This window comes from Rahnella sp. AA (assembly GCF_002834385.1).
GTDB lineage: Bacteria > Pseudomonadota > Gammaproteobacteria > Enterobacterales > Enterobacteriaceae > Rahnella.
On the sequence record NZ_PITQ01000001.1, the window covers coordinates 821,315 to 846,319 of the forward strand.

The 25,005-nt window shown below is 50.5% G+C and carries 21 protein-coding genes; 10 read left to right on the plus strand and 11 right to left on the minus strand.

Going from position 1 to position 25,005, the window contains the following annotated elements; translation table 11 throughout:
- Positions 1 to 112: 112 nt before the first annotated feature.
- The 8 genes from CWS43_RS03690 to CWS43_RS03725 all read right to left on the minus strand — a co-directional run bounded on the left by CWS43_RS03690 (position 113) and on the right by CWS43_RS03725 (position 9,082).
- Entirely contained in the window at positions 113 to 1,477 is a 1,365-nt protein-coding gene (locus CWS43_RS03690; RefSeq protein WP_198555762.1) for an MFS transporter, read from the minus strand.
- 172 nt (positions 1,478 to 1,649) lie between these two features.
- On the minus strand, positions 1,650 to 2,534 hold the full coding sequence (cyoE, locus tag CWS43_RS03695) for a heme o synthase (RefSeq protein ID WP_101075482.1): 885 nt from the start codon (positions 2,532 to 2,534) through the stop codon (positions 1,650 to 1,652).
- Positions 2,535 to 2,552: 18 nt separating this feature from the next.
- Entirely contained in the window at positions 2,553 to 2,885 is a 333-nt protein-coding gene (locus CWS43_RS03700) for a cytochrome o ubiquinol oxidase subunit IV (protein ID WP_013576648.1), read from the minus strand.
- Positions 2,885 to 3,499 (minus strand): cytochrome o ubiquinol oxidase subunit III, encoded by a 615-nt coding sequence (locus CWS43_RS03705; RefSeq protein WP_101075483.1) that lies wholly within the window; start codon positions 3,497 to 3,499, stop codon positions 2,885 to 2,887. The genes CWS43_RS03700 and CWS43_RS03705 overlap by 1 nt, the downstream gene beginning before the upstream one ends.
- A complete protein-coding gene (gene cyoB / locus CWS43_RS03710) occupies positions 3,489 to 5,480 on the minus strand; it encodes a cytochrome o ubiquinol oxidase subunit I (RefSeq protein WP_101075484.1) in 1,992 nt (663 codons plus the stop codon). The genes CWS43_RS03705 and cyoB overlap by 11 nt, the downstream gene beginning before the upstream one ends.
- A 3-nt stretch (positions 5,481 to 5,483) precedes the next feature.
- On the minus strand, positions 5,484 to 6,443 hold the full coding sequence (gene cyoA / locus CWS43_RS03715; RefSeq protein ID WP_101075485.1) for a cytochrome o ubiquinol oxidase subunit II: 960 nt from the start codon (positions 6,441 to 6,443) through the stop codon (positions 5,484 to 5,486).
- Between the two features lie 435 nt (positions 6,444 to 6,878).
- Positions 6,879 to 8,357 carry a muropeptide MFS transporter AmpG gene (ampG, locus tag CWS43_RS03720; protein WP_101075486.1) on the minus strand — a complete coding sequence of 493 codons (1,479 nt, stop codon included), beginning with the start codon at positions 8,355 to 8,357 and terminating at the stop codon, positions 6,879 to 6,881.
- Between the two features lie 146 nt (positions 8,358 to 8,503).
- A complete protein-coding gene (locus tag CWS43_RS03725) occupies positions 8,504 to 9,082 on the minus strand; it encodes a lipoprotein (protein WP_101075487.1) in 579 nt (192 codons plus the stop codon).
- Between the two features lie 327 nt (positions 9,083 to 9,409).
- Between CWS43_RS03725 and bolA the strand changes: the two genes are divergently transcribed.
- The 9 genes from bolA to CWS43_RS03775 all read left to right on the plus strand — a co-directional run bounded on the left by bolA (position 9,410) and on the right by CWS43_RS03775 (position 20,121).
- The gene (bolA, locus tag CWS43_RS03730; RefSeq protein WP_101075488.1) at positions 9,410 to 9,724 is read left to right on the plus strand and encodes a transcriptional regulator BolA; all 315 of its coding nucleotides are present in this window, start codon (positions 9,410 to 9,412) and stop codon (positions 9,722 to 9,724) included.
- Between the two features lie 449 nt (positions 9,725 to 10,173).
- On the plus strand, positions 10,174 to 11,478 hold the full coding sequence (tig, locus tag CWS43_RS03740; RefSeq protein ID WP_101075489.1) for a trigger factor: 1,305 nt from the start codon (positions 10,174 to 10,176) through the stop codon (positions 11,476 to 11,478).
- Between the two features lie 415 nt (positions 11,479 to 11,893).
- Positions 11,894 to 12,517, plus strand: coding sequence for an ATP-dependent Clp endopeptidase proteolytic subunit ClpP (clpP, locus tag CWS43_RS03745; protein ID WP_013576640.1), 624 nt, complete (start codon positions 11,894 to 11,896; stop codon positions 12,515 to 12,517).
- A 203-nt stretch (positions 12,518 to 12,720) separates the two neighbouring features.
- Positions 12,721 to 13,995 (plus strand): ATP-dependent protease ATP-binding subunit ClpX, encoded by a 1,275-nt coding sequence (gene clpX / locus CWS43_RS03750; RefSeq protein ID WP_095924953.1) that lies wholly within the window; start codon positions 12,721 to 12,723, stop codon positions 13,993 to 13,995.
- Between the two features lie 191 nt (positions 13,996 to 14,186).
- Positions 14,187 to 16,541, plus strand: a complete 2,355-nt coding sequence (gene lon / locus CWS43_RS03755; protein ID WP_101075490.1) for an endopeptidase La — start codon at positions 14,187 to 14,189, stop codon at positions 16,539 to 16,541.
- A gap of 216 nt (positions 16,542 to 16,757) precedes the next feature.
- The gene (gene hupB / locus CWS43_RS03760; protein ID WP_013576637.1) at positions 16,758 to 17,033 is read left to right on the plus strand and encodes a nucleoid-associated protein HU-beta; all 276 of its coding nucleotides are present in this window, start codon (positions 16,758 to 16,760) and stop codon (positions 17,031 to 17,033) included.
- Between the two features lie 165 nt (positions 17,034 to 17,198).
- Positions 17,199 to 19,079 (plus strand): peptidylprolyl isomerase, encoded by a 1,881-nt coding sequence (gene ppiD / locus CWS43_RS03765; RefSeq protein WP_101075491.1) that lies wholly within the window; start codon positions 17,199 to 17,201, stop codon positions 19,077 to 19,079.
- Positions 19,080 to 19,217: 138 nt separating this feature from the next.
- Entirely contained in the window at positions 19,218 to 19,601 is a 384-nt protein-coding gene (locus CWS43_RS03770; protein WP_101075492.1) for a helix-hairpin-helix domain-containing protein, read from the plus strand.
- 118 nt (positions 19,602 to 19,719) lie between these two features.
- On the plus strand, positions 19,720 to 20,121 hold the full coding sequence (locus CWS43_RS03775; protein ID WP_101075493.1) for a YbgC/FadM family acyl-CoA thioesterase: 402 nt from the start codon (positions 19,720 to 19,722) through the stop codon (positions 20,119 to 20,121).
- A 69-nt stretch (positions 20,122 to 20,190) separates the two neighbouring features.
- Here CWS43_RS03775 and queC read toward each other — a convergent pair whose 3' ends face one another.
- Both queC and CWS43_RS03785 read right to left on the minus strand, forming a co-directional pair.
- On the minus strand, positions 20,191 to 20,889 hold the full coding sequence (gene queC, locus CWS43_RS03780) for a 7-cyano-7-deazaguanine synthase QueC (RefSeq protein WP_101075494.1): 699 nt from the start codon (positions 20,887 to 20,889) through the stop codon (positions 20,191 to 20,193).
- Positions 20,890 to 20,986: 97 nt separating this feature from the next.
- A complete protein-coding gene (locus CWS43_RS03785; RefSeq protein WP_101075495.1) occupies positions 20,987 to 22,699 on the minus strand; it encodes an SgrR family transcriptional regulator in 1,713 nt (570 codons plus the stop codon).
- A 192-nt stretch (positions 22,700 to 22,891) separates the two neighbouring features.
- Here CWS43_RS03785 and cof point away from each other — a divergent pair, with 192 nt between their 5' ends.
- Complete coding sequence (gene cof, locus CWS43_RS03790) at positions 22,892 to 23,713, plus strand: HMP-PP phosphatase (protein WP_101075496.1); 822 nt, start codon at positions 22,892 to 22,894, stop codon at positions 23,711 to 23,713.
- Positions 23,714 to 23,885: 172 nt separating this feature from the next.
- Here the strand turns inward: cof and CWS43_RS03795 are convergent, their stop codons facing one another.
- The gene (locus tag CWS43_RS03795) at positions 23,886 to 24,929 is read right to left on the minus strand and encodes a PLP-dependent cysteine synthase family protein (protein WP_101075497.1); all 1,044 of its coding nucleotides are present in this window, start codon (positions 24,927 to 24,929) and stop codon (positions 23,886 to 23,888) included.
- Positions 24,930 to 25,005: the final 76 nt, after the last annotated feature.

Consider the following 25,005-nt stretch of genomic DNA (forward strand, 5'->3'; position numbering starts at 1 on the left):
AATTCCTGAGGATAACGATTGGGGAAATTTTTTAAGTGAGGGGTATCACAGCGGCGGGTATAAAAATGAAAAGGTGTGCCATTTTCATAAGCACACCTTTTTGTCACTCAAATCAGGCAAGACTGACCAGTTGTTCGAGCGCCTTACGGTTGGTTTGCTTGGTATCGACTTTCACGTAAGCGCTGAATTCTTCCGGAACCACCACGGCTTCTGCCACGCCCGGCTGAGCCAGAATGCGTGCCTGAAGGGCGGAGTCTTTCACGGCCAGTTCAGACAGCGTAATACGCAGGCTGCTGACATACGGCGGCTCGGTCATTGTGGCGCTCACGAACAGCCAGACAACGGCAATCGCTGCGCACACCAGGAAAACCGCACCGGCACCGGCGTGACCGAAAACATATCCGCCCAGACTCCCGCCGATCGCCACACCGATAAACTGGCTGGTGGAATACAGGCCCATCGCGGTGCCTTTGTATCCTGCCGGAGATTCTTTGCTGATAAGCGACGGCAGAATGGCTTCCATCACGTTAAACGCCAGGAAGAACAGCTGGATACCGGCAATCACAGCCCACAAATGCAGACCGGCGGCCCACAGCACAATTTCAGCCAGCAACAGCACGACCACGCAACCCATGAAAACCTGCTTCATGTGGCGCTTTTTCTCGGCGTAGATAATGACCGGAATGACGGCCACGAAAGACGTCAGCATAGTGATCAGGTAAACGCGCCAGTGTTCGCTTGGCGGGAAACCTGCGTGTTCCATCACTTGCGGTAACACCACAAAACTCGACATCAGCAGGATATGGAGACACAGAATGCCGAAATTGAGCTTCAGTAGTTTGGCGTTGCCCAGCACCTTGCCGAAGCTGCCTTTCACCATACTCGATTCACGGTTCAGAATATGCGTGGCAGGGGAGGGGACTACGGCAAGCGTAATGATAATGCCCAGAATGGTGAGGACGGCAATCGCCCAGAACAGCGCGTGTAAGCCCCACGCATGGGTAATGATCGGGCCAAGAACCATTGCGATCGCAAAGGTAATCCCGAAGCTGATGCCGATAAACGCCATCGCCTTGGTGCGGTTTTGCTCGCGGGTCAGGTCAGAAAGCAAAGCCATCACTGCGGCGGCAATCGCGCCGGAGCCCTGCAGGGCACGGCCAATGATCACGCCCCAGATAGATTCGGTGGAGGCCGCAACGATGCTGCCAATACAGAAGATGACCAGACCGAAGACGATCAACGGTTTGCGGCCGACGCGGTCAGAAAGCAGTCCAAATGGGATCTGGAAGACAGCCTGAGCCAGCCCATAAATACCGATGGCGATACCGATCAGTGTTTCGCTGGCGCCGGAGAGCTTCATACCGTAAGTGGTAAGCACCGGCAGAACCATGAACATGCCAAGCATGCGCAATGAAAATACTGTCCCTAGCCCCCATGTAGCCCGACTTTCCTGCGGGGTCATCTGGTTATCGTTCACATTACTACCTCAAAATAACAATCCGACATTTTAGTGATTTAGTCAGGTCGGGTAAAACGATGGATCTTTAGCAGATATTACGGGATTCACGTGTCTTGCTGAGGAAAAGAAAAGGCCAGTATCGCTACTGGCCTTTTGCAATGATTTCAGCGTGTTAGGATAACAACAGACATTACCAAACGTAGGTCAGCAATGACGCCGGTGCAGAATTAAAATCCACTGACATCATGAAGCTAAGTGACATGATCGTGATGATAGAGAAACCAAACAGCTTTCTCGCCCAAAGCACGTCATTTTCCGTTTTGTAACCCCTGAGTGCCATGCCCAGCCACCAGATACTGACTGCCGCGGCAACGATCAGGTATTTATACCCTGCGTAACCGCTCAGCGTCAGCATCAGTGTTGCAATCATAAACGCCAGAATGTAGACGGTAATATGATGCTTGGCGACAGAGATGCCTTTCACCACCGGCAGAACCGGGATGCCTGCTGCCTGATAATCTTTAAAGCGGAAGATGGCAATCGCGTACGAATGCGGCATCTGCCACAGGCTGAAAATCAGAAGCAGGATCGCTGCACCGGTGTCAAACTGGCCGGAAACGGCACAGTAACCAATCACCGGTGGCGCTGCGCCAGACAAGCTGCCGATCAGCGTGCCGTATACCGAGTTGCGCTTCATGTACAGGCTGTAAACGCCGACATAAATCACAAAGCCCATAACCGCCAGCCACATTGCCAGCGGATTGGCTCCGATATACAACAACGCAAAGCCCGCAATACCCAGAATGGTCGCGTAAACCAGGGTTGTTTTCGGCGGAATAAGCCCTTTCACCAGGACCCGGTTCTTCGTTCTTTCCATGATCCGGTCGATGTCGCGGTCGATGAAGTTGTTAAATACACAACCTGATGCGACAACCAGCGAAACACCCACCAGCGTGGCGAGAAAGAGTGGGAAGTCGATGCTGCCTTTAGCAGCAAGGAGGAATCCCCCGATGACAGAAATTAAGTTGCCGAAAATAATTCCTGGTTTCGTTACTTGCAGGTATTGCTTAATCATCACGTGCAGCTCGGCTCTTTAACTGACCATCATATTGAGGTTGAGGTTATACATAATCCACAATGAGCCCACAACGACGATAAAGATAATCACAGCGGTGAACAGAAGTGCCACCAGGTTCCAGCGCTCTTCCGACGACGTATTCATGTGCAGGAAGAACACCAGATGGACAACGATCTGGATGATTGCAGAAGCAACCACCGTACCCAGAATCAGTGAATGTGATGCTGTGTCAGTCATGACCATAGCAAACGGGATCACCGTCAGGATAACCGACAGGATGAAGCCAATTGCATATGACTTCAGGCTGCCGTGGCTTGCACCACCATGGGAAGTAGCAGAATGACTCATTACATCGCTCCCATCAGATAAACAACGGTAAACACGCAGATCCACACCACGTCCAGGAAGTGCCAGAACAGACTCAGGCACATAAGACGGGTTTTGTTCACTTCAGTCAGGCCGCGACGTGAAACCTGAACCATCATGGTCAGGATCCAAATCAGACCGCAGGTCACGTGCAGACCGTGGGTAGCGACCAGGGCAAAGAAGCCAGACAGGAAACCACTGCGCTGCGGGCCATAGCCTTCAGCAATCAGGTGATGGAATTCATAGAGTTCCATCCCGATGAAGCCTAAACCGAACAGGAAAGTCAGGAACAACCAGCCGTTAACGCCGGCTTTGTTACCCTTATTCATGGCCAGCATTGCAAAGCCGTAAGTGATACTACTGAACAGCAGGCAGAAGGTTTCTACCAGCACGAACGGCAGTTCAAAAATGTCTTTACCAGAGGGACCGCCAGCAGTCCCGTTTACCAGTACTGCATACGTCGCGAACAGGCTCGCAAACAGGATGCAGTCACTCATCAGGTAGATCCAGAAGCCGAAGACTTTGGTTGCACCTGCGTCGTGGTGCCCATGCTCAGCATGGGCCTCATCGTGGTGAGTCAGAGTATCAGTTGCCATGTTTCACACCTGCTTTACGGATTTGTTCATAATGTTGATTCTCAATACGTTCCACTTCTTCAACGGGCACGTAGTAATCAACATCTTCGTCGAAGCTTTTCGCAATCCAGGTCGCAGCCAGTGCGATGAAGCTCACTGCCGCCAGCCACCAGATATCCCAGATTAATGCGAAACCACAAACCAGACTCAGCATAGCGATGATGAAACCGGCGCCGCTGTTACGTGGCATATGAATCGGTTCATATTTTGCAGGCTGTTTGTAAGCGGTACCTTTCTCTTTCATGTCCCAGAACTCATCGCGGTCGTGAATTTGCGGCACGATAGCGAAGTTGTAGAACGGAGGAGGAGAAGAGGTTGACCACTCCAGCGTACGTGCACCCCACGGGTCACCGGTCAGATCACGGTTCTGGTCACGGTCGCGAACAGAAACGAAGATCATGATCAGCTGGCACAGGATACCGATAGCAATCAGAGCAGCACCGCACGCAGCAACAACCAGCAGCGGGTGGAACTCAGGATCGATATTCTGGCTGACGCGACGGGTCATCCCCATAAAGCCCAGTGCATACAGTGGCATGAACGCAACGAAGAAGCCGATGATCCAGAACCAGAATGAACGCACACCCCATTTTTCGTTCAGCGTGAAGCCGAAGGATTTAGGGAACCAGTAAGTCAGACCTGCGAAGCAACCGAAGACCACACCACCGATGATAACGTTATGGAAGTGGGCAATCAGGAACAGGCTGTTGTGCAGCACGAAGTCAGCACCCGGAACCGCCAACAGAACGCCGGTCATACCACCCACAGAGAAGGTGATGATGAAGCCAACGGTCCACAGCATTGCGGCGTTGAGTGTGATACGGCCCTGATACATGGTGAACAGCCAGTTGAAGATTTTTACCCCGGTCGGGATAGAAATGATCATCGTCATGATGCCGAAGAAGGCATTGACGTTAGCGCCTGAACCCATGGTGAAGAAGTGGTGCAGCCAAACGATGAACGACAACACGGTGATGGCGATGGTTGCCCATACCAGCGAGGTGTAACCGAACAGACGTTTTTTGGAGAAGGTCGCGGTAACTTCCGAGAACACACCGAAGACTGGCAGAACCAAAATGTACACTTCCGGATGGCCCCAGGCCCAAATCAGGTTGATGTACATCATCATGTTGCCGCCCATATCATTCGTGAAGAAATGGGTGCCCAGATAACGGTCTAAAGTCAGCAGTGCAACCGTCACGGTCAGAATCGGGAAGGACACGATAATCAACACGTTGGTGCAGAGTGCGGCCCAAGTAAATACCGGCATTTTCATCAGCGGCATACCAGGAGCGCGCATCTTCAGGATGGTCGCAAAGAAGTTAACACCGGTCAGCAAGGTCCCGACACCGGATATCTGGAGACTCCAGATCCAGTAATCGACCCCGACACCCGGGCTGTATTCCTTACCGGACAACGGCGGATAGGCCAACCAGCCGGTCTGTGCGAACTCACCCACACCCAGAGAGATGTTGATCAGGACCACAGCAGCAGCGGTGAACCAGAAGCTGACGTTGTTCAGGAACGGGAATGCCACGTCGCGTGCGCCGATTTGCAAAGGAACGACGACGTTCATCAGACCGATTACGAAAGGCATCGCCATGAAGAAGATCATGATCACGCCGTGCGCGGTAAAGATTTGGTCGTAGTGATGAGGTGGCAGGAAGCCAGGTTCACCCGCAGAGGCAAGCACCTGCTGGCTACGCATCATGATGGCATCGGCAAAGCCACGCAACAGCATGACGAAAGCCAGAATGATGTACATGATACCTAATTTTTTGTGGTCGACTGAGGTCAGCCACTCGGTCCACAGGTATTTCCATTTGCCGAAATAGGTGATACCGGCAACGACTGCCAGGCCACCAATAATAATCGCGGCAACGGTGACCATGATAATCGGTTCATGATACGGAACCGAATCAAGCGTTAATTTTCCGAACATCGTTTATTCCTCGGCTCCGGCTGCGTGAGACTGTCCACCCATATCCATGCCTTTCATGTCGCTGCCTGCAGGCATTGGCATGGTATGACCTTCTGGCGCGGCCTTCATGTCATGCATGGAGTATTTGCCAATGATTTCTTTGAACAGACCCGGTTTAGCAACAGAGAAGTATTCGACCGGGTTGTCGATGCTCTGCGCAGCCAGTTTGTTGAAGTCATCAGTGGTTGCCAGCTGGTTCGGTGCGCTTTTCACTTTCGCTACCCAGGTGTCGAAATCGGCACGGGTTGGGGTCGCGATGGTGTTGAACTTCATGCCAGAGAAACCGCGGCCGCTGAAGCTTGCTGAGATGCCTTTGTAGGTACCGGCTTCATTTGCAATCAAATGCAATTGAGTCTGCATACCGGCCATCGCATAAATCTGTCCGCCGAGCTGAGGAATGAAGAACGAGTTCATCACAGAGTCTGAAGTGACTTTGAACTGAACAGGCACATCTTTAGGAATAACCAGTTCGTTAACAGTTGCGATGCCCTGCTCCGGATAAATGAACAACCATTTCCAGTCCAGAGAAACAACTTCAACCGTCATCGGTTTTTGGTCAGTCACGATTGGCTTGAACGGGTCAAGCGAGTGGGTGGTTTTCCAGGTAATCGTTGCCAGGATGGCAATGATAATAATTGGAACAGTCCAGACGACGGCTTCAATTTTGTTGGAGTGGGACCAATCAGGACTGTACTTTGCATTTGTATTGGAAGCGCGATACTTCCAGGCAAATGCAAACGCCATGATAATAACTGGGATAACGACGATCAGCATTAAACCAATCGCTGTTAAAATCAGCGTTCTCTGCTCAAGTCCAATTGCTCCCTTGGGATCCATCAATGCCGTATTGCAGCCGCTCAACATTAACGCGGAGGCAAATAAGGACAACATCCCAATACTTTTATTGTATTTCTTAAGTCTCATCTAACGACCTCAATAACTAGGGCTCTATTGTCGCTTCAGGTGTGCGGGCATTTTACGGGAAGGTTGCAGGACTGTAAACATGCTTAAACAAGTGTCAAAGCGCTGTTGACACTTTATGTTAACGCAGTCACACATGTCACGGATCGTGACAATTTACAGTGGACAACAATATGTTGCGTATAGATTTTTTTCTATAGTGATGAAAAACAAGGACTGACAGATTTCCGCATTATTATTGTTGTGCGATATCCCGGCAGCAGGTTTAATTAATGTTAAATTAATGTGTTAATAAAGTGAAATAAAACGCATCAAAAGAGTCAGCGAAAAATTATCATCATAAATATTATTTTTTCGGAATTTAATTTATTGAGTGATATTTATTGATCATTTGTTAAATGAAATGCGCCATTCATTTTCATAATGAATGGCGATAAATCAGGAACGTGCGGTGCGGCGTAAGGATAAAAAGTCGAGCAAACTGCCTAAAATAATACCGATAAGACAAACGAAAACGCCCGCCTCCAGCAAAATTCCGGTAAAACCATGCCATGACGCCCAGCCTAAACTGTTCACAATCAGCGTCACCAGCCACGCTACCAGCAGCAAACTCCCGCCCAGCATGCAGCGTAACGCCCAGCTGTAAGGTTTGGCAAAGTGAATGCGCGGCAGGAAAGTGTCCGTTTTCTGGGTGTATTCGAGCGTCTGGCGGCAAACCGCTAACAAGAGCAACCCCGGAACGCCGGCAACAATTGAGAAAAGATAGAACCATGGCCAGCCGTAAGCTTCCACGAACCAGCCAGCAATCGGACCCACATAGACACGGCCCACCGCAGAAAGTGCAGAGAGCAGGGCGAACTGTGTTGCCGAGAACGAACGGTTGCAAAGCGTCATCAGCAGGGCTACAAACGCCGCCGTTCCCATCCCGCCGCACAGGTTTTCGAAGAAAATCGCCGCGCCCATGGTATACAAATCTTTATCTGTAATGGCGAGGATCCAGTAACCCGCGTTTGAAACTGCCTGCAAAATACCAAACAGCATCAACGCGCGGAACAGGCTCAGACGCTGCATCAGCATTCCGCCAAAAAGCGCGCCAATAATCGTGGCCATCAGGCCGAGCGTTTTGTTCACCAGCCCGACTTCCCCGGCGTCAAACCCGACACCGCGAATTAAGAATGTGGTGCTCAGGCTGCCCGCAAACGCGTCGCCCATTTTGTACATCACGATGAGAAGTAAAATCAGCCAGGCGTTGTTGCGCCCAAAGAAGTCTTTCAGAGGCGCCACGACGGCCATTTCAATCGTGCGCGGTGCAGGTTGAGAATTTTGCGGTTCCGGCGATATCAGTGTGGCGAAAACGCCCATCAGCATCAGCACCGCCATCAGCCAGTACATGTGCTGCCAGCCGAGATAACGGTCAGCCAGCCATAACGCCAGCCCGCCGGAAACCAGCATCGCCAGACGATAGCCCAGCACGGAAACTGCGGCACCATTTCCGCGTTCTTCAGGCGGCAGCAAATCCGTTTTATACGCGTCGAATACAATGTCTTGCGAAGCCGATGCGAAAGCAATCAGCACCGCCAGCGCCGCCAGCCAGAACAAATCTTTACCGGGATCCATAAATCCCATGGCGAAAATCGCTGCGACTAGCAGCAATTGCGTCAGGATCAGCCACCCGCGCCTGCGCCCGAGAAATGACGGGGTATAGCGGTCCATCATCGGCGACCACAGGAATTTGAACACGTAGGCCTGGCCGACCAGCGAGAAAATCCCAATAGTTTTCAGATCGACATTTTCGACGGTCATCCACGCCTGCAAGGTGCCGGACGTCAGCGCCAGCGGTAGGCCGGAAGCAAAGCCCAGAAGCAGCAAAATGACGGTATTGCGTTGCGTGAAAATCTTAAAGTACTGACTGATCATGAAAATGTGTTCCTGCGAACCGGTGAGAGAGTGACGCAGGGGCATAATAAAGGAAGCGGGGAGAATAAAGGAAGGAATGCTTGTTCTGAAAAGCATTCTGCCCGGACTGGCCGGGCAGAATAGGTCACACAGGTTTCAGCCGGAGCTTATCGGGCGTTAGCCTTGATGAAGTCGCTGATGCTGGTGTCTGACGCCATGTCACTGATGACATCACCCAGCGTGGTGTTAACCGCGTTGGTGATTTTAGCGTTGGTGGCGGAAAGCGCGCCCTGAACGTTATACGTCGAGCGGTAGTTTTTCACCTGCTTACTGCCGTTTTTCGCGGTAGCAATGATTGAGATGTCTGCTTTCGTGGTGATGTTGTAACGCAGGTTACCTTCCTGAACATCTGCATACAGGTTATTTACGACAATCTGCAGATCAACTGCACCGTCAGCACCTACCATATAACCACGTGCGGTCATTTGTTTCTCCAGCGACTCCTGCAACAGGAAACGCAGATCGCGCGATGGCGTCAGTGAAATCAGCTGGCCGTCACGGTTCACTTTTGCCAGTGCCTGATCCTGACGCTGGTCAGCCCCGTTGATGCTGATGGTGATGCCCTGAAGGGTAGGATCCTGTGAAGGCAGAACAATTTTCGGAGAAACATCCAGCGTGTTGGTGCTGGTGGCACAGCCCGCCAGCATGAACATCGCCAGAACAGGGAAAATAATTTTCTTTAACATGTGTATTTTCTCAATATTAATAAGGGAATAGTGCTCAAAATTTTGCCGACATCATAACATTGCCATTTGCCGGGGGAAGTCCCAACAATCCGGAAAACGTGTTTTTTGCGTTTTTTTTCAGCAAATAGGTCGCAAAGTGCAAGGCCGCTTCCTTCATCCGTGGCGAAGCAGTCGTTTCTTTGACAGACTGAGCGGCATTTTTATCAACCTGCCACAGAAATTTATTATTCGGATGTGCGAAGAATCTGGAAAGCCGCCTATCATTATAAAGAGATAGGTGTACCAGAAAGGCGCAGTTCTCAACTGATGCGGTGTAAGGAGATTGCTATGATTCGTGAGCAAATAGAAGCAAAATTAGTTGAAGCATTCGAACCTGCGTTTCTGGAAGTGACTGACGAAAGCTATCGTCATAATGTCCCTGCAGGTTCTGAAAGCCATTTTAAGGTTGTCATGGTGACGGATAAGTTTGTGGGTGAGCGTTTTCTGGCACGGCATCGGGCAATTTACGGGAGACTCAGTGAAGAGCTTGCTGGCAGCGTACATGCACTGGCATTGCATACCTATACTCTGAAAGAGTGGGAAGGTTTACAGGATACAGTCCTTGCTTCACCTTCATGCCGTGGTGCGGGCACAATGGCCTGATTGTCGCGATCTGATTCACAAAAGGCACAAATATCGATGTTTGGTGCGGTAACACTGGAATTTTCCTCGCCAGATGCGGTATTAGTAGATGCGAATTTCAAGAAACGGCCCTCGGGCCGTTTTTGTTTTTCCTCTGACGGACAGGCGGCAAGGGTAACTCCCTGGCATCGACCGCATTTTTCGAAGGATCGAGTCCCGTGTGAGTTTCCCTCCCGCGCAACAGATACCGTCCTCGACTCAATGCGTCTGCGCCGCTATAATGTCGCGTCTAATTTTTCCGGAATGGTTTCGGACGCTCTCGAATACAGGGCTACGTTCTGATACAGAACTGTCCCGGTTCTTAGAAGTCGTTTTCAAGGTAAGTTCGCGCTTTCTTCGATGCTGCTTCTCATCTTGAGAACGACTTCTGGAGTTGACCGAGCACTGTGATTTTTTTTTGAGGTAACAAGATGCAAGTTTCTGTTGAAACCACTCAAGGCCTTGGGCGCCGCGTAACGATTACTGTTCCTGCTGAAAGCATTGAAAAAGCAGTGAGCAGTGAACTGATCAACGTCTCTAAAAAAGTACGTATTGACGGCTTCCGTAAGGGCAAAGTACCAAGCCACATCATCGAACAGCGCTACGGCGCGTCAGTACGTCAGGACGTACTGGGTGATCTGATGCAACGCAACTTTGTTGATGCGATCATCAAAGAAAAAATCAATCCAGCTGGCGCACCTAACTACATCCCGGGTGAGTACAAGCAGGGTGAAGACTTCAATTTCTCCGTAGAATTTGAAGTGTACCCGGAAGTTGAGCTGAAAGATCTGGAAAACATCGAAGTTGAAAAACCTGTCGTTGAAGTTAACGACGCTGATGTTGATACCATGCTGGAAACTCTGCGTAAGCAACAAGCTGACTGGAAAGAAACTGACGCTGCAGCAACTGCTGAAGACCGCGTTACCGTTGATTTCTCCGGTTCTATCGACGGTGAAGAATTCGAAGGCGGTAAAGCCTCTGATTTCGTACTGGCTATGGGCCAGGGTCGCATGATCCCAGGCTTCGAAGACGGTCTGGTCGGTCACAAAGCGGGTGAAGAATTCGTCATCGACGTAAACTTCCCGGAAGATTACCACGCTGAAAACCTGAAAGGTAAAGCGGCTAAGTTCGCGATTACCCTGAAGAAAGTTGAAGAGCGTGAGCTGCCAGAACTGACACCAGAATTCATCAAACGTTTCGGCGTGGCTGATGGTTCCGTTGAAGGTCTGCGTGCTGAAGTGCGTAAAAACATGGAACGCGAACTGAAAGGTGCTGTACGTAACCGCATCAAAACTCAGGCAATCGACGGTCTGGTCAGCGCTAACGAAATCGACGTGCCATCTGCACTTATCGACGGTGAAGTTGACGTTCTGCGTCGCCAGGCTGCACAGCGTTTTGGTGGCAACGAAAAACAAGCGCTGGAACTGCCACGCGAGTTGTTCGAAGAGCAAGCTAAACGCCGCGTTGTTGTTGGTCTGCTGCTGGGTGAAGTGATCAGCCAGCACGAACTGAAAGCTGACGAAGATCGCGTTAAAGCACTGATCGAAGAAATGGCTTCTGCGTACGAAGATCCACAGGAAGTAGTTGAGTTCTACAGCAAAAACAAAGAGCTGATGAACAACATGCGTAACGTCGCGCTGGAAGAACAAGCGGTCGAAACTCTGTTGTCTAAAGCGAAAGTGACTGAAAAAGCCACTACCTTTACTGAACTGATGAACCAGACTCAACCTGCATAATTATATTGCACGTTGCTGAACTTGTAGAAAGGTTCGCTTCCAAAGCCCGCGGTTTTTACTGCGGGCTTTTTATTTCCTGAAAATCAGGTATTTTTGTTTTTGGTTGTTGTTTTTGCACTATATTTATCAAGATAAAGCACAGCTCACGTAGAAACTGCTCAGTGCTCTCCGCCAGGATGGTATTTCACTGTTCAGAACGAATGAAAGAAAAGAAATATTTCCGTGGGCTTGAAAAAAGGGGCTAAATCCCCCAATTAATAGTGACAATCCCAGGTAAATTTGTAGTTAAAATCTGACTGATAAAGACCGTCAGGCGTGTAAATGGCGACTTGGCCGCTTGAGCATAGTCATGTGTGCCTATCTCAAGTAGAATCGGTTTTAAAGAGCGCCAAACAGAATCTATTAGGAGACGGTTATGTCATACAGTGGTGAAAGAGAACAATTTGCACCAAACATGGCGTTGGTACCCATGGTGGTTGAGCAAACTTCACGGGGCGAGCGTTCATACGACATCTTCTCCCGCCTGCTTAAGGAACGCATTATCTTCCTGACGGGTCAGGTTGAAGATCATATGGCTAACCTGATTGTTGCCCAGATGCTGTTCCTGGAAGCAGAAAGTCCGGAAAAAGACATTTATCTGTATATTAACTCGCCGGGTGGTGTGATCACTGCCGGTATGTCGATTTATGACACCATGCAGTTCATCAAACCGGATGTCAGCACCATTTGTATGGGACAGGCTTGCTCTATGGGGGCGTTTCTGCTGACCGCCGGCGCAGAAGGTAAACGCTTCTGTTTGCCGAACTCCCGCGTGATGATTCACCAACCTTTGGGCGGTTTCCAGGGGCAGGCAACGGACATTGAAATTCATGCAAAAGAAATTCTGAAAGTGAAATCCCGCATGAACGAACTGATGGCGAAACATACGGGCAAATCTCTTGAAGAAATAGAGCGTGACACTGAGCGCGATCGTTTCTTGTCCGCTGATGAGGCTGTACAGTACGGGTTAGTCGATTCTGTATTTACCCATCGCGCCTGACGGCTTATTTCTGCCGGGCTGATGGTCTATAGTTATACTCATACGGACGTCTCACGGGCAGAGCCGGAGTGATCAAAAGCCTGCCTGTAATGAGTAATAACAGGAATGAACAGACATCAGCCAATCATGCGGCTGTTGTGTAATAGGGTCGTGCCGTGGTGTTTACTACGCTGCGGGACTGATATTAAAGAAGAGGTTTACTGATGACAGATAAGCGCAAAGACGGTTCAGGAAAGCTGCTGTACTGCTCTTTTTGCGGCAAAAGCCAGCATGAAGTTCGTAAGCTGATTGCCGGGCCGTCAGTGTATATCTGCGATGAGTGTGTCGATTTATGTAACGACATTATTCGCGAAGAGATCAAAGAAGTCGCGCCACACCGTGAACGCAGTGCACTGCCGACGCCGCATGAGATTCGTCAGCACCTTGACGATTATGTTATCGGTCAGGAGCCTGCGAAAAAAGTGCTGGCAGTGGCGGTCTACAACCACTACAAGCGCTTGCGTAATGGCGATACCAGTAATGGTATCGAATTAGGCAAGAGCAACATTCTGCTGATCGGGCCGACCGGTAGCGGTAAAACGCTGCTGGCTGAAACCCTGGCGCGTTTCCTGGATGTGCCATTTACGATGGCTGATGCCACGACACTGACTGAAGCCGGTTATGTGGGTGAAGACGTCGAAAATATCATCCAGAAACTGCTGCAGAAATGTGATTACGACGTGCAGAAAGCGCAACGCGGTATTGTCTACATTGACGAAATCGACAAGATTTCCCGCAAGTCTGACAACCCGTCCATCACGCGTGACGTGTCGGGTGAAGGTGTTCAGCAAGCACTGTTGAAACTGATTGAAGGTACAGTGGCTGCGGTTCCTCCTCAGGGCGGACGTAAACATCCACAGCAGGAATTCCTGCAAGTTGATACTTCGAAAATCCTGTTTATCTGCGGCGGTGCATTTGCCGGGTTAGACAAAGTGATTGGGCAGCGCATCAACACCAATACCGGTATCGGTTTCGGCGCGGAAGTAAAAGGCAAAGAACAGAAAGCGACGGAAGGTCAGTTGCTGGCGCAGGCAGAACCAGAAGATTTGATCAAATTTGGTCTGATCCCTGAGTTCATTGGCCGTTTGCCAGTGGTTGCAACCCTGAGCGAGCTGAATGAAGAAGCACTGATTCAGATTCTGAAAGAGCCGAAAAATGCGCTGACTAAGCAGTATCAGGCATTGTTCAATCTGGAAGGCGTTGAACTGGAGTTCCGTGATGAAGCGCTGACTGCGATTGCGAAAAAAGCCATGGTCCGTAAAACCGGTGCCCGTGGTCTGCGCTCCATCGTAGAAGCTGCTTTGCTGGATACGATGTATGATCTGCCGTCTCTCGAAGATGTCGAAAAAGTGGTGATTGATGAATCCGTAATAGCGGGTCAGTCAGAACCTCTGATGATTTATGGCAAACCAGAAGCACAACAGGCATCTGGCGAATAATTAGCCAATCTATCCAGAGAGTTAGCCACGAAATGGGGGATTTTGTCCCCCATTTTTTTTTCGCACATTCTTATCGTTGAATGTCAGACATTCATCCCCATATACTCAGTTAACGACTTGCTGAAACCCGTCTGACTCGTGTTTCACGAGATTTCCTTAACCTGGCGGAAGCTAAACTAAGAGAGAGCTCTATGAACCCTGAGCGTTCTGAACGCATAGAAATCCCCGTATTGCCTCTGCGCGATGTGGTGGTTTATCCGCACATGGTGATCCCGTTGTTTGTTGGCAGGGAAAAATCGATTCGGTGCCTCGAAGCCGCGATGGATCACGACAAAAAAATCATGCTGGTGGCCCAGAAAGAAGCCTCAACAGATGAGCCGGGCGTTAATGACCTCTTCTCCGTGGGTACGGTTGCCTCAATATTACAAATGCTGAAGCTCCCGGACGGCACGGTAAAAGTGCTGGTGGAAGGGTTACAACGCGCACGTATCACTACACTTTCTGACAGTGGTGAGCATTTTGCTGCCCAGGCTGAATACCTTGAATCTCCGGCCGTGGATGAGCGCGAGCAGGAAGTTCTGGTTCGCACAGCAATTAATCAGTTTGAAGGCTACATCAAACTGAACAAAAAAATTCCGCCGGAAGTGCTGACTTCGCTTAACAGCATTGAAGATGCTGCACGTCTGGCTGACACCATTGCTGCACATATGCCATTGAAACTCGCTGACAAACAATCCGTGCTGGAAATGTTTGATATCACCGAGCGTCTGGAATATCTGATGGCGATGATGGAATCGGAAATCGACCTGTTGCAGGTTGAGAAACGCATTCGTAATCGTGTCAAAAAACAGATGGAAAAAAGCCAGCGCGAGTACTATCTGAATGAGCAAATGAAAGCGATTCAGAAAGAACTTGGCGAAATGGATGACACGCCTGATGAGCATGAGGCGTTGAAACGCAAGATCGAAGCGGCCAAAATGCCGAAAGACGCGCGTGAAAAAACCGAAGCTGAGCTGCAAAAGCTGAAAATGATGTCGCCGATGTCCGCCGAAGCCACGGTTGTTCGTGGTTATATCGACTGGATGCTTCAGGTGCCATGGAACGCCCGCAGCAAAGTGAAAAAAGACCTGCGCAAAGCCCAGGAAGTTCTGGATACCGATCATTTTGGCCTCGAACGTGTCAAAGACCGTATCCTTGAATATCTTGCGGTGCAGACGCGCGTCAGCAAAATCAAAGGGCCAATCCTGTGTCTGGTTGGGCCTCCGGGTGTCGGTAAAACCTCACTGGGCCAGTCCATTGCGCGTGCGACGGGCCGTCAGTATGTGCGTATGGCGCTGGGTGGTGTACGTGATGAAGCGGAAATCCGTGGTCACCGTCGTACCTACATCGGTTCTATGCCGGGCAAACTGATCCAGAAAATGGCAAAAGTGGGGGTGAAAAACCCGCTGTTCCTGCTCGATGAGATCGACAAGATGTCATCTGACATGCGCGGTGACCCGGCTTCAGCGTTACTGGAAGTGCTGGATCCAGAACAGAACGTGGCGTTCAACGATCACTATCTGGAAGTCGATTACGACCTGTCAGACGTGATGTTTGTGGCGACTTCGAACTCGATGAACATCCCTGCGCCGTTGCTGGACCGTATGGAAGTAATTCGTCTTTCCGGTTATACCGAGGACGAAAAACTGAACATCGCTAAACAACACTTGTTGCCGAAGCAGCTTGAACGCAATGCGCTTAAGAAAGATGAGCTCTCAGTTGATGACAGCGCAATTATTGGCATTATCCGCTTCTATACCCGTGAAGCTGGTGTTCGTAGTTTAGAGCGTGAGTTGTCTAAACTGTGCCGAAAAGCGGTCAAACAATTGCTGATGGATAAAGACATCAAGCACATTGAAATCAACGGCGACAACCTGAAAGATTTCCTGGGCGTGCAGAAGGTCGATTATGGCCGCGCTGACACCGAAAACCGCGTGGGACAGGTTACCGGCCTGGCGTGGACCGAAGTGGGCGGCGAACTGCTGACCATCGAAACGGCCTGCGTACCGGGCAAAGGGAAGCTGACTTACACCGGGTCTTTGGGTGAAGTCATGCAGGAGTCTATTCAGGCTGCGCTGACCGTTGTGCGTTCTCGTGCGGACAAACTGGGCATTAACCCTGACTTCTACGAAAAACGTGATATTCACGTTCACGTACCTGAAGGGGCAACGCCAAAAGATGGCCCAAGTGCCGGTATCGCAATGTGTACCGCGCTGGTGTCTTGTCTGACGGGCAACCCGGTGCGTGCAGATGTGGCAATGACCGGTGAGATCACTTTACGTGGTCTGGTTCTGCCAATCGGCGGTTTGAAAGAAAAACTGCTGGCAGCGCATCGCGGTGGCATCAAAGTGGTTCTGATCCCGGACGATAACAAACGTGATCTGGAAGAAATTCCGGCGAACGTGCTGGCAGATCTGGAGATCCATCCGGTTAAACGCATCGATGATGTTCTGAACATCGCACTGCAAAATCCGGCCTATGGTGCCTTGCCGGTTGCGGCAAAATAGTGACCCCGACTAACACAGTTGAATAAAACTCAGGCTGGCAGGTGAAATCTCACTTGCCAGCTTTTTTTTGTGCCGTTAACTTAGTCAACGGCCAGAGGGTTTCAGGCTGCTTTCAGTCGCTTGCATAGCTCTGGCAAGATTGATATAACAGCAGCGCGGTCACGTCCGTAGGGAAAATGCGGCGTGATGAACGAATTTTAAGAGGGGATGATAAGAGTGAATAAGTCACAATTGATCGACAAAATTGCTGCCGGTGCTGATATTTCTAAAGCCGCAGCGGGACGTGTTTTAGATGCTGTTCTTGCATCTGTCACTGACACCCTGAAAGCTGGGGATGAAGTAGCTCTGGTTGGTTTTGGTACTTTCTCAGTGCGCGAACGTTCAGCACGTACCGGCCGTAACCCACAGACCGGTAAAGAGATCAGCATTGCCGCAGCTAAAGTACCTGGCTTCCGTGCAGGTAAAGCGCTGAAAGATGCCGTTAACGGTTAATTACCTGCTGACTGACGTTGAAACTGTGTGAGGGGCATTATTGGTGCTTTTTCATTCAGGTCTGGTTGTTAAACAATAACCTGACGTCATCGGGCTGGTAAGGTAAGATACAAGGCGCATCGAAAACGGTGCGCTTTTTTTATTACAGCGGAGTGTTGCCACACTATGATGGACAATTTACGCGCGGCCGCCAATCACGTCGTGCTCAAAATCATTCTGGCCCTGATTATTCTGTCCTTTATTTTGACAGGGGTGGGCAACTACCTGATCGGCGGTTCAGGCGACTATGCAGCGAAAGTGAATGGTCAGGAAATCGGACGTGCTCAGTTGGAACAGGCGGTGCAAAACCAGCGCAACCGGCTGCAACAGCAGCTTGGGGATCAGTTCTCTGCGCTGGCGGGCAGTGACGGTTATATGCAGCAGTTGCGCCAGGAGTCCCTGAGCAATCTGATTGACGTCACTTTGCTGGATCAGTATTCCAAAAAATTAGGCATTACGGTCAGCGATCAGCAGATCAAAGATGCGATTTTTGCGACCCCACAATTCCAGACTGATGGCCGTTTCGACAACGCCAAATATCTGCAAAGCATCCAGAGCATGGGCTACAGCGCTGATAATTTCGCGCAGCTGATGAAACAACAGTTAATCAGCCAGCAACTTGAGCAGGCTTACGGCCAGTCTGATTTCGTTCTGCCGGTTGAAAGTAAATCTCTGGGTGAACTGATTCTGCAAAGCCGTGATGTCCAGACTGCGACTTTGGACACCAATACGCTGGCTGCTAAGCAGCAGGTGACTGACGCTGAGCTGCAGGCATTCTACGACCAGAACAAAAACAGCTTTATTTCTCCTGAGCAAGTTAAGGTCAGCTACATCGAAATGGATGCAGCGGCAATGCAAGGCAAAACGGTTGTCACAGACGCCGATATCAGCGCTTACTATGACCAGCATAAAAGTGAGTTCGGACAGCCTGAACGCCGTCGTTACAGCGTTATTGTTCTGAAATCCCAGGCTGATGCTGACGCCGTAGCCGCCGAGCTCAAGAAGGGAACTGATTTTGCAGAACTGGCGAAAACCAAATCCACCGATACTTTAAGTGCAAAACAAGGCGGTGATTTGGGCTGGATGGAACCTGAAACCACTTTGCCGGAATTTAAGAGCGCGAATCTGACCACCAAGGGTCAGGTCTCTGGTGTGATTAAATCTGACAGTGGCTTCTTCATCTTGCGTCTGGATGATGTCACCCCTGAACAGGTGAAACCGCTGGCTGACGTTCGCAATACGATTACTGACAAGCTTAAGCAAGAAAAGTCCCTGGATGCTTACTATGCTTTGCAGCAGAAAGTCAGTGAAGCCGCAACTAATGACAATGAATCTCTGGCTTCGGCCGAAGAGGTAGCGGGTTCTAAAGCTGTTCATACCGATTGGTTTACTCAGAATCAAATTCCGGCGGGTATCAATTTCAAACCCGTTGTGCAGGCGATTTTTGAAGGCGGCCTGATTGGTCAGGACGGTTCCCCGGGCAGTAACTCCGATATCATCACTGTCGATGGTGACCGCGCCTTCGTGGTGCGTGTCGATGCGCATAAAGCTGAAGGTGTTAAACCTTTTGCTGATGTGAAAGATCAGGTGACAACACTGGTGAAAAGCCAGAAAGCACAAGATCAGGCGCGCATGGACGGTGAAAAACTGCTGACTGCATTGAAAGACGGCAAAGGTGATGATGCGATGAAAGCCGCAGGCCTGAGCTTTGGCGCCGTGCAGAAAGTACAGCGCAGCCAGCAGCCTTCCGCATTTGAAGAAAACGTCTATGCATTGCCACAGCCGCAAAAAGACAAACCAGTATATGGTTTGACTCAGGATGACAAAGGTAACAGTGTACTGGTCAAACTGAATGCTGTGACGCCGGGCGTGATACCGCAAGCTGATGCGACTCGTTTCGATCAGGAGATGCAACAAACCTCCTCGAACGTAACCTTTGATGCGCTGCTGACAAATCTTCGTCAGGAAGCCAAAATCAAATACGGCTCAGCCGCACAAAACCAGTAAACGCCGCAAAGTTTTGCAACGTGTTGCAACAAACAAAGGCCGCTTTCGCGGCCTTTTCCATATTTGACATCTGCCCATTGTTCGCCGTTTCGCCCTGATGCACTCTCTCCGTGCTGTCAAACACATGGAGGATACAGCATGAAAAAATTAGGCATTACTTCACTTTCGTTGGCTCTGGCCCTGGGGCTTTCTACACTACCAGTGATGTTGCAGGCGGCGCCGAATGCCACCACCGGCGTGGTGACCACGACGGCTGCGCCCGTGACGGCAGCAGGTAAAGTCTCAGGCTCGCAGGTGAAAAAGGAACAGGTGGCGGTTACAGATGAAAGTACCGTCAGCATCAATACAGCCACAGCGGAAGAGTTTGCCAAAGTGATGAATGGCGTTGGGATGAAAAAGGCGCAGGCCATTATCAGCTACCGTGAAGAACTCGGGCAATTCACCGACGTCGAGCAACTGCGCGAAGTACCGGGGATCGGCGCTGCACTGTTCGAGCGTAACAAGGACCGTCTGAAACTGTGACGGGTGTCGCGGCGGCAATTCCCTGACGGTTGCCGCCGTTTTCTTCTGCTAATCTTTAAAGACATCTGACCAGTTTGGTTGTATGCCTCAGGCGATTATCAGGAGTTTTTTAACCACTATGCATACGTTTATTAAAGTTCGCGGTTTTCATATCGATGTTTACCAGCATGTTAACAACGCGCGCTATCTTGAGTTTCTGGAAACAGCACGCTGGGAATGGCTGGATAACCAGTCCGGCTTTCAGTGGATGAGCGAAAACAAAATCGCGTTCATTGTGGTGAATATCAACATCAATTACCGCAAACCTGCTGTGCTCGGTGACGTTCTGCGTATCGACAGCAGCCTGCAGCAACTCAACGGGCGGAGCGGGGTTCTCGAACAAGTGGTGACCTGTGAAGGCGAAGTGGTAGCTGATGCCACATTAACGTTCGTGTGTATCGATCTGCGGACCCAAAAAGCACTGCCGCTGGAAGGTGAATTGCTGGAGCGGTTACGCGAGCTGGAAATAGAAGACCATTGACTGTTCACGGGCACACTAAACAAAAACGGGCGGTCTGATGATCGCCCGTTTCTTATCAGAAACGATAAATTAACGCAGGCCGGTTTTCTTCTTCAGGCTGGCGATAACGCCGCTTTTATCCTGCTGATACTGTTGCAGGCCGTTAGCGCGTAAGTGACAGGCGGCACATTCGCCACAGCCATCACCTGCAATACCGTTATAGCAGGTCAGCGTTTGATGACGCACCAAATCCAGTTGCTGATAATAATCCGCCAGCGCCCAGGTTTCGGCCTTATTGAGCCACATCAGCGGCGTTTCAAAGTGCACATCACGCGCCAGACCCAGCGATACCGCCGTATTCAGCGCTTTCACAAACTCATCACGACAATCCGGATAACCGGAGAAGTCAGTTTCACAAACGCCGGTAATCACAGCTTCTGCCTGAATCTGATAGGCATAAATGGCTGCCAGCGTCAGGAACAAAATATTACGGCCGGGAACGAAGGTGCTCGGCAGGCCGCCGTCATTTTCATCGCCAAAGTTAGGAACGGGGATGTTATCGCGGGTCAGGCTGCTGACCGCCAGTTCATTTAGCAAACCAACATCCAGCACTTTGTGCGCGCGGGCGCCCAATTCCACGGACAGCTTTTGTGCAATCTCTATTTCCGCACGATGGCGCTGACCATAGTCAAAAGTGACGCAGTGGACTTCGTCATACTGCTTCAATGCCTGAATCAGGCAGGTTGTTGAGTCTTGTCCGCCGCTGAAAACCACCACTGCTCTTTTCATTCTGTTTACCTGTATTACGAAACTGACTGCGTCCGGCGCAGTAAAATTAGGTTAATGGTACTTTTCTTTATCGTCAGAGTGTAGCGAAACAGCTCGCTCACGCGTTTTCTGATAACAACGGTGGCGGAACCCATGCCTGACAAAAATCGAACCATCCCCACGCCGTGAGCTGGACACCGCTGATCCGCGGCGGCGCGCTGACCTGATACTGATAATTGAATAAAGGCGTCACGATCCCGGTTTGCATCCACTGATAAAAATGATCGCGCAGTTCTTCAGCGCGGAGGTTTTCTAGCGGGATTTGCTGAATATGGTCAAGACGCTGCTGCTGACGGCGTAAATCGTTTTCACGCAAAATTTCCTGCCAGAGCGGGTCCTGCTGCAACCAGTTTTCCAGTGTGGCTTCCGGAGATTCGCCGATCAGACGATCGCCAAGCAGCAGATCGGCAGATCTTAACAATTCTCCGTCTTCCCACAAACGCCCCTCGTGATAAATCACCTCCAGCGTGCAGCCTTCATCGGCCAGTTTTCGCTGCAGTGCCTGAGCGACCAGTTCAAACTCCACTGGTGGATGAAACAGGAGCCTCAGCCGTTCCGGCAGGAAAACGTCGATATCGTCATGCAGAGGAATGGGCCAGCCGGGCAGCATTTCTTTGCTGGTTTTCACCAGATCATGGTCAATAGGCAAGTTATCCAACATACCGCTGCGCTGGATCAGGCGGATAATTTTTCGCGCCTGGGCTTCATTTAATACACCGCGTTTAAGATTTGCTGCGATATAACAAAATCCCAGGCTGGTACTGCGTTTGACCGGTTTTACACGCGCCAACTCTTCCTGCTCACCCAAAATGATCCTGACGGGGTGCTGGCAGCTCACATTATTCTTCTGTGCGAACAGTTGGGGTGTGATCCAAAATTCTATCGCCGCAAGATAAGGGTGTTGCAGGGGGTAAAGCGTATGTTGTTCCAGCCTGACCAGTTCGGGGGAAAAATGCGTCAGCCGGAACGGACCCGCGCCAATGTGCGGATTTTCAGGATGCGAAAGCAGGCAATTGAGGTCGGCAAACCGGTGCGCCAGCCAGTAATCAGGTTTATCCAAATCAAATTGCAGGCACAGTGCATGCGGTTGAGACAATCTGCTCACCGACGCCAGATTATGTTTTCCGCGCGCAGAGTTCTGCAATTGTTGAAACCGTGCGACCAGTTGTGACGTTTTCAGAGGTTCTCCGTTGTGCCAGAACAACTGGCTGCGCAGGAAAAACTGCCAGGTTTTGCCGTTATTGCTGATCTGCCAGTGATGAGCCAGATCCGGCTGTGGCGTCGGGTTTCCGGGGACAAAATGCGTCAGACCCGCATGAATAGTATGTGCCAGATGTTGCTCTGCGCGGCCTGTCAGTGTCAGAGGATCCAGAAACTGGAGAGGGCGGTAATACGGGATCCGTAGCGTGGGCGCATCTTCCTGCCATTGTCCGCCAAGATGGGGAGCCAGCAATGCGTTGAGGTGTGCCGGATCCAACTGGCTAAGTTGTAAAGCCGCAGAATGTTCGCCGTTTGTCAGTAATTCTTGTAAATAAGCACCACGCAAATCTTCAGGCGTTTTAAGGCAACAAAGCGAGGCGCGTTTGCCGCGTCCGGCTTGCGACTGCCAGGCGACCCAGCCAGCATCCTGAAAATGCGCCAGCAGGGTACGGGTATGGCGCTCACTGCAACAGAAAATTTCAGCCAGTTCTGCAACAGTGAACTGAACCTGTTGTGATCCGGTTTTCATGTATAAGCGCTGAAACTGATTCAAACGGTTTTGCAGGCGCACGATAAATACAGAACCTTATTTTTAAGGTGAATTGACCTGTTCAGCATATCTCAGGTTCTGCTGTCCGGCTTGAGGCGGTCGTCCAAAGTGTGAGCTAAAACCGGAACAGTATTCATAAACTGTTCACTATTAGTTCCGCAAATCACGGTTCATACTTTGACGGTGAAAGTTATCCCCGTTCAGAGAGGAAATATGTATCGTTTAGCTGCATTTGATATGGATGGCACGTTGCTTTTACCCGATCATACCCTGGGCGAAAAAACACTGGCGACGCTGCGCCAGTTGGCTGAAAAACCAATGAAACTGACATTTGCTACGGGGCGCCATTATCTCGAAATGAAAGATATTTTGGCTAACATCGGACTGGATGGTTTTCTGATTACTGGCAACGGCACGCGAATTCATGATTTGTCCGGTCATCGTTTGCACGCCAGTGACTTATCCGACGACTGTGCTCATGAGCTCCTCCATACGACATGGGACACCCCGGCAAGCCTGCATGTTTTCCGGGATGAAGGGTGGTTTACGGATCTTGATGATCCTGCTCTGCTTATCCCGCACCAGTTCAGTGGTTTCCGCTATCAGTTACAGGATCTGCGTACACTGCCTGATTCAGGCAACAGCAAAGTGTGTTTTTGCGCACCGCATGAAACCCTGCTGAAACTGGTTCCGCAGTTGAAAGCGCATTTTGGCGACCGTTTAGACTTGTGTTTTTCCGCGCATGATTGTCTGGATGTGCAGCCTGCGGGCAGCAATAAAGGCAGCGCGCTGGCCTTACTGACTTCGGGTCTGGGTATCGAAATGTCTGAATGCATGGCGTTTGGCGACGCTATGAATGACAAAGAGATGCTGGAAAGCGTGGGGATGGGGCTGGTTATGGGCAACGCATTGCCGGTGCTGAAAGAACAAGTACCGCATTTACAAACTATCGGCCATTGCCGCAACCAGGCGGTGTCTCACTTTTTGCAACACTGGCTGCACTCACCAAACCTCACCTATTCCCCCGAATATTAAGGTTTTGCAGCAAGCCGGGATTATCTGTCCCGGCTTTTTTCCTCTTTATCCTTCGAACTACAACTGCGTTAGCCGCACTCTCTCACCCGAATCACTTACTGGTGTAAGCTCATCGGGATTCGTTCATTTGCTGCCTTGTTGTAGCGCGAATGATTTCGAGGAATTATAGCTATTAGCTAAGACCTTCAAGCTGCTGTGCGTACACCGAAATATCCCCGATGTTCTTCGCGACCCAGTGCTCATCAAAATAGGTATTCAGATAGCGTTCACCGCTGTCGCAAAGTAACGTGACGATCGAACCTGTCTCGCCATTTTCGCGCATTTGCTTTGCCAGTTGCAGCGCGCCCCAGACATTCGTTCCCGTTGACCCCCCCACTTTGCGGCCCAGCACTTTTTCCAGCCAGTGAAGCGTCGCGACGCTGGCCGCATCAGGTACCTGCATCATGCTGTCGATCACGCTGGGAATAAAAGAAGGCTCGGCGCGCGGGCGGCCGATTCCTTCGATACGGCTGCTGCATTGCGCAGTTACGCTGGCATCGCGCTGCTGATAGTAATCGTAAAAGACAGAATTCTCAGGATCGACTACCACCAGCTCAGTGTCGTGCCCCTGGTAGCGGATATAACGCCCCAGCGTGGCTGAGGTGCCGCCTGTGCCAGCACTCATGACCAGATAACGCGGTACCGGATGCGGTTCGTGAGACATCTGACGGAAAATGCTATCAGCAATATTGTTATTTCCACGCCAGTCTGTCGCCCGCTCGGCATAAGTAAACTGATCCATGTAATGACCATTTAGTTCTTTTGCCAGCTGTTCTGAGGCGGCGTAAATCTGGCCGGAGTTTTCAACAAAATGGCAGCGACCACCGTAAAACTCAATTTGCTGAATTTTGCGTGGTGCAGTACAGACTGGCATGACGGCAATAAAAGGCAGGCCGAGCAGACGCGCGAAATAGGCCTCGGAAATCGCAGTGCTGCCTGAAGAGGCTTCAATAATTGGCGTATTCTCACGGATCCAGCCATTGCAGAGTCCATAGAGGAATAATGAGCGTGCAAGGCGATGCTTCAGGCTACCAGAAGGGTGTGTACTTTCATCCTTCAGATATAACGAAATCCCGGGAAAATCGTTCAGTGTGAGACGAATTAAATGTGTATCGGCAGAACGCTGAAAATCTGCGTCGATTTCTTTGATCGCGTGGTTAACCCAGGAGTTGTGCATGTTGCATGCTCACGAAAGTGGTTTTGGTGGGATAAAGATTAACGTATTCATCAGAGAAATAAGTTATCCTTTTACC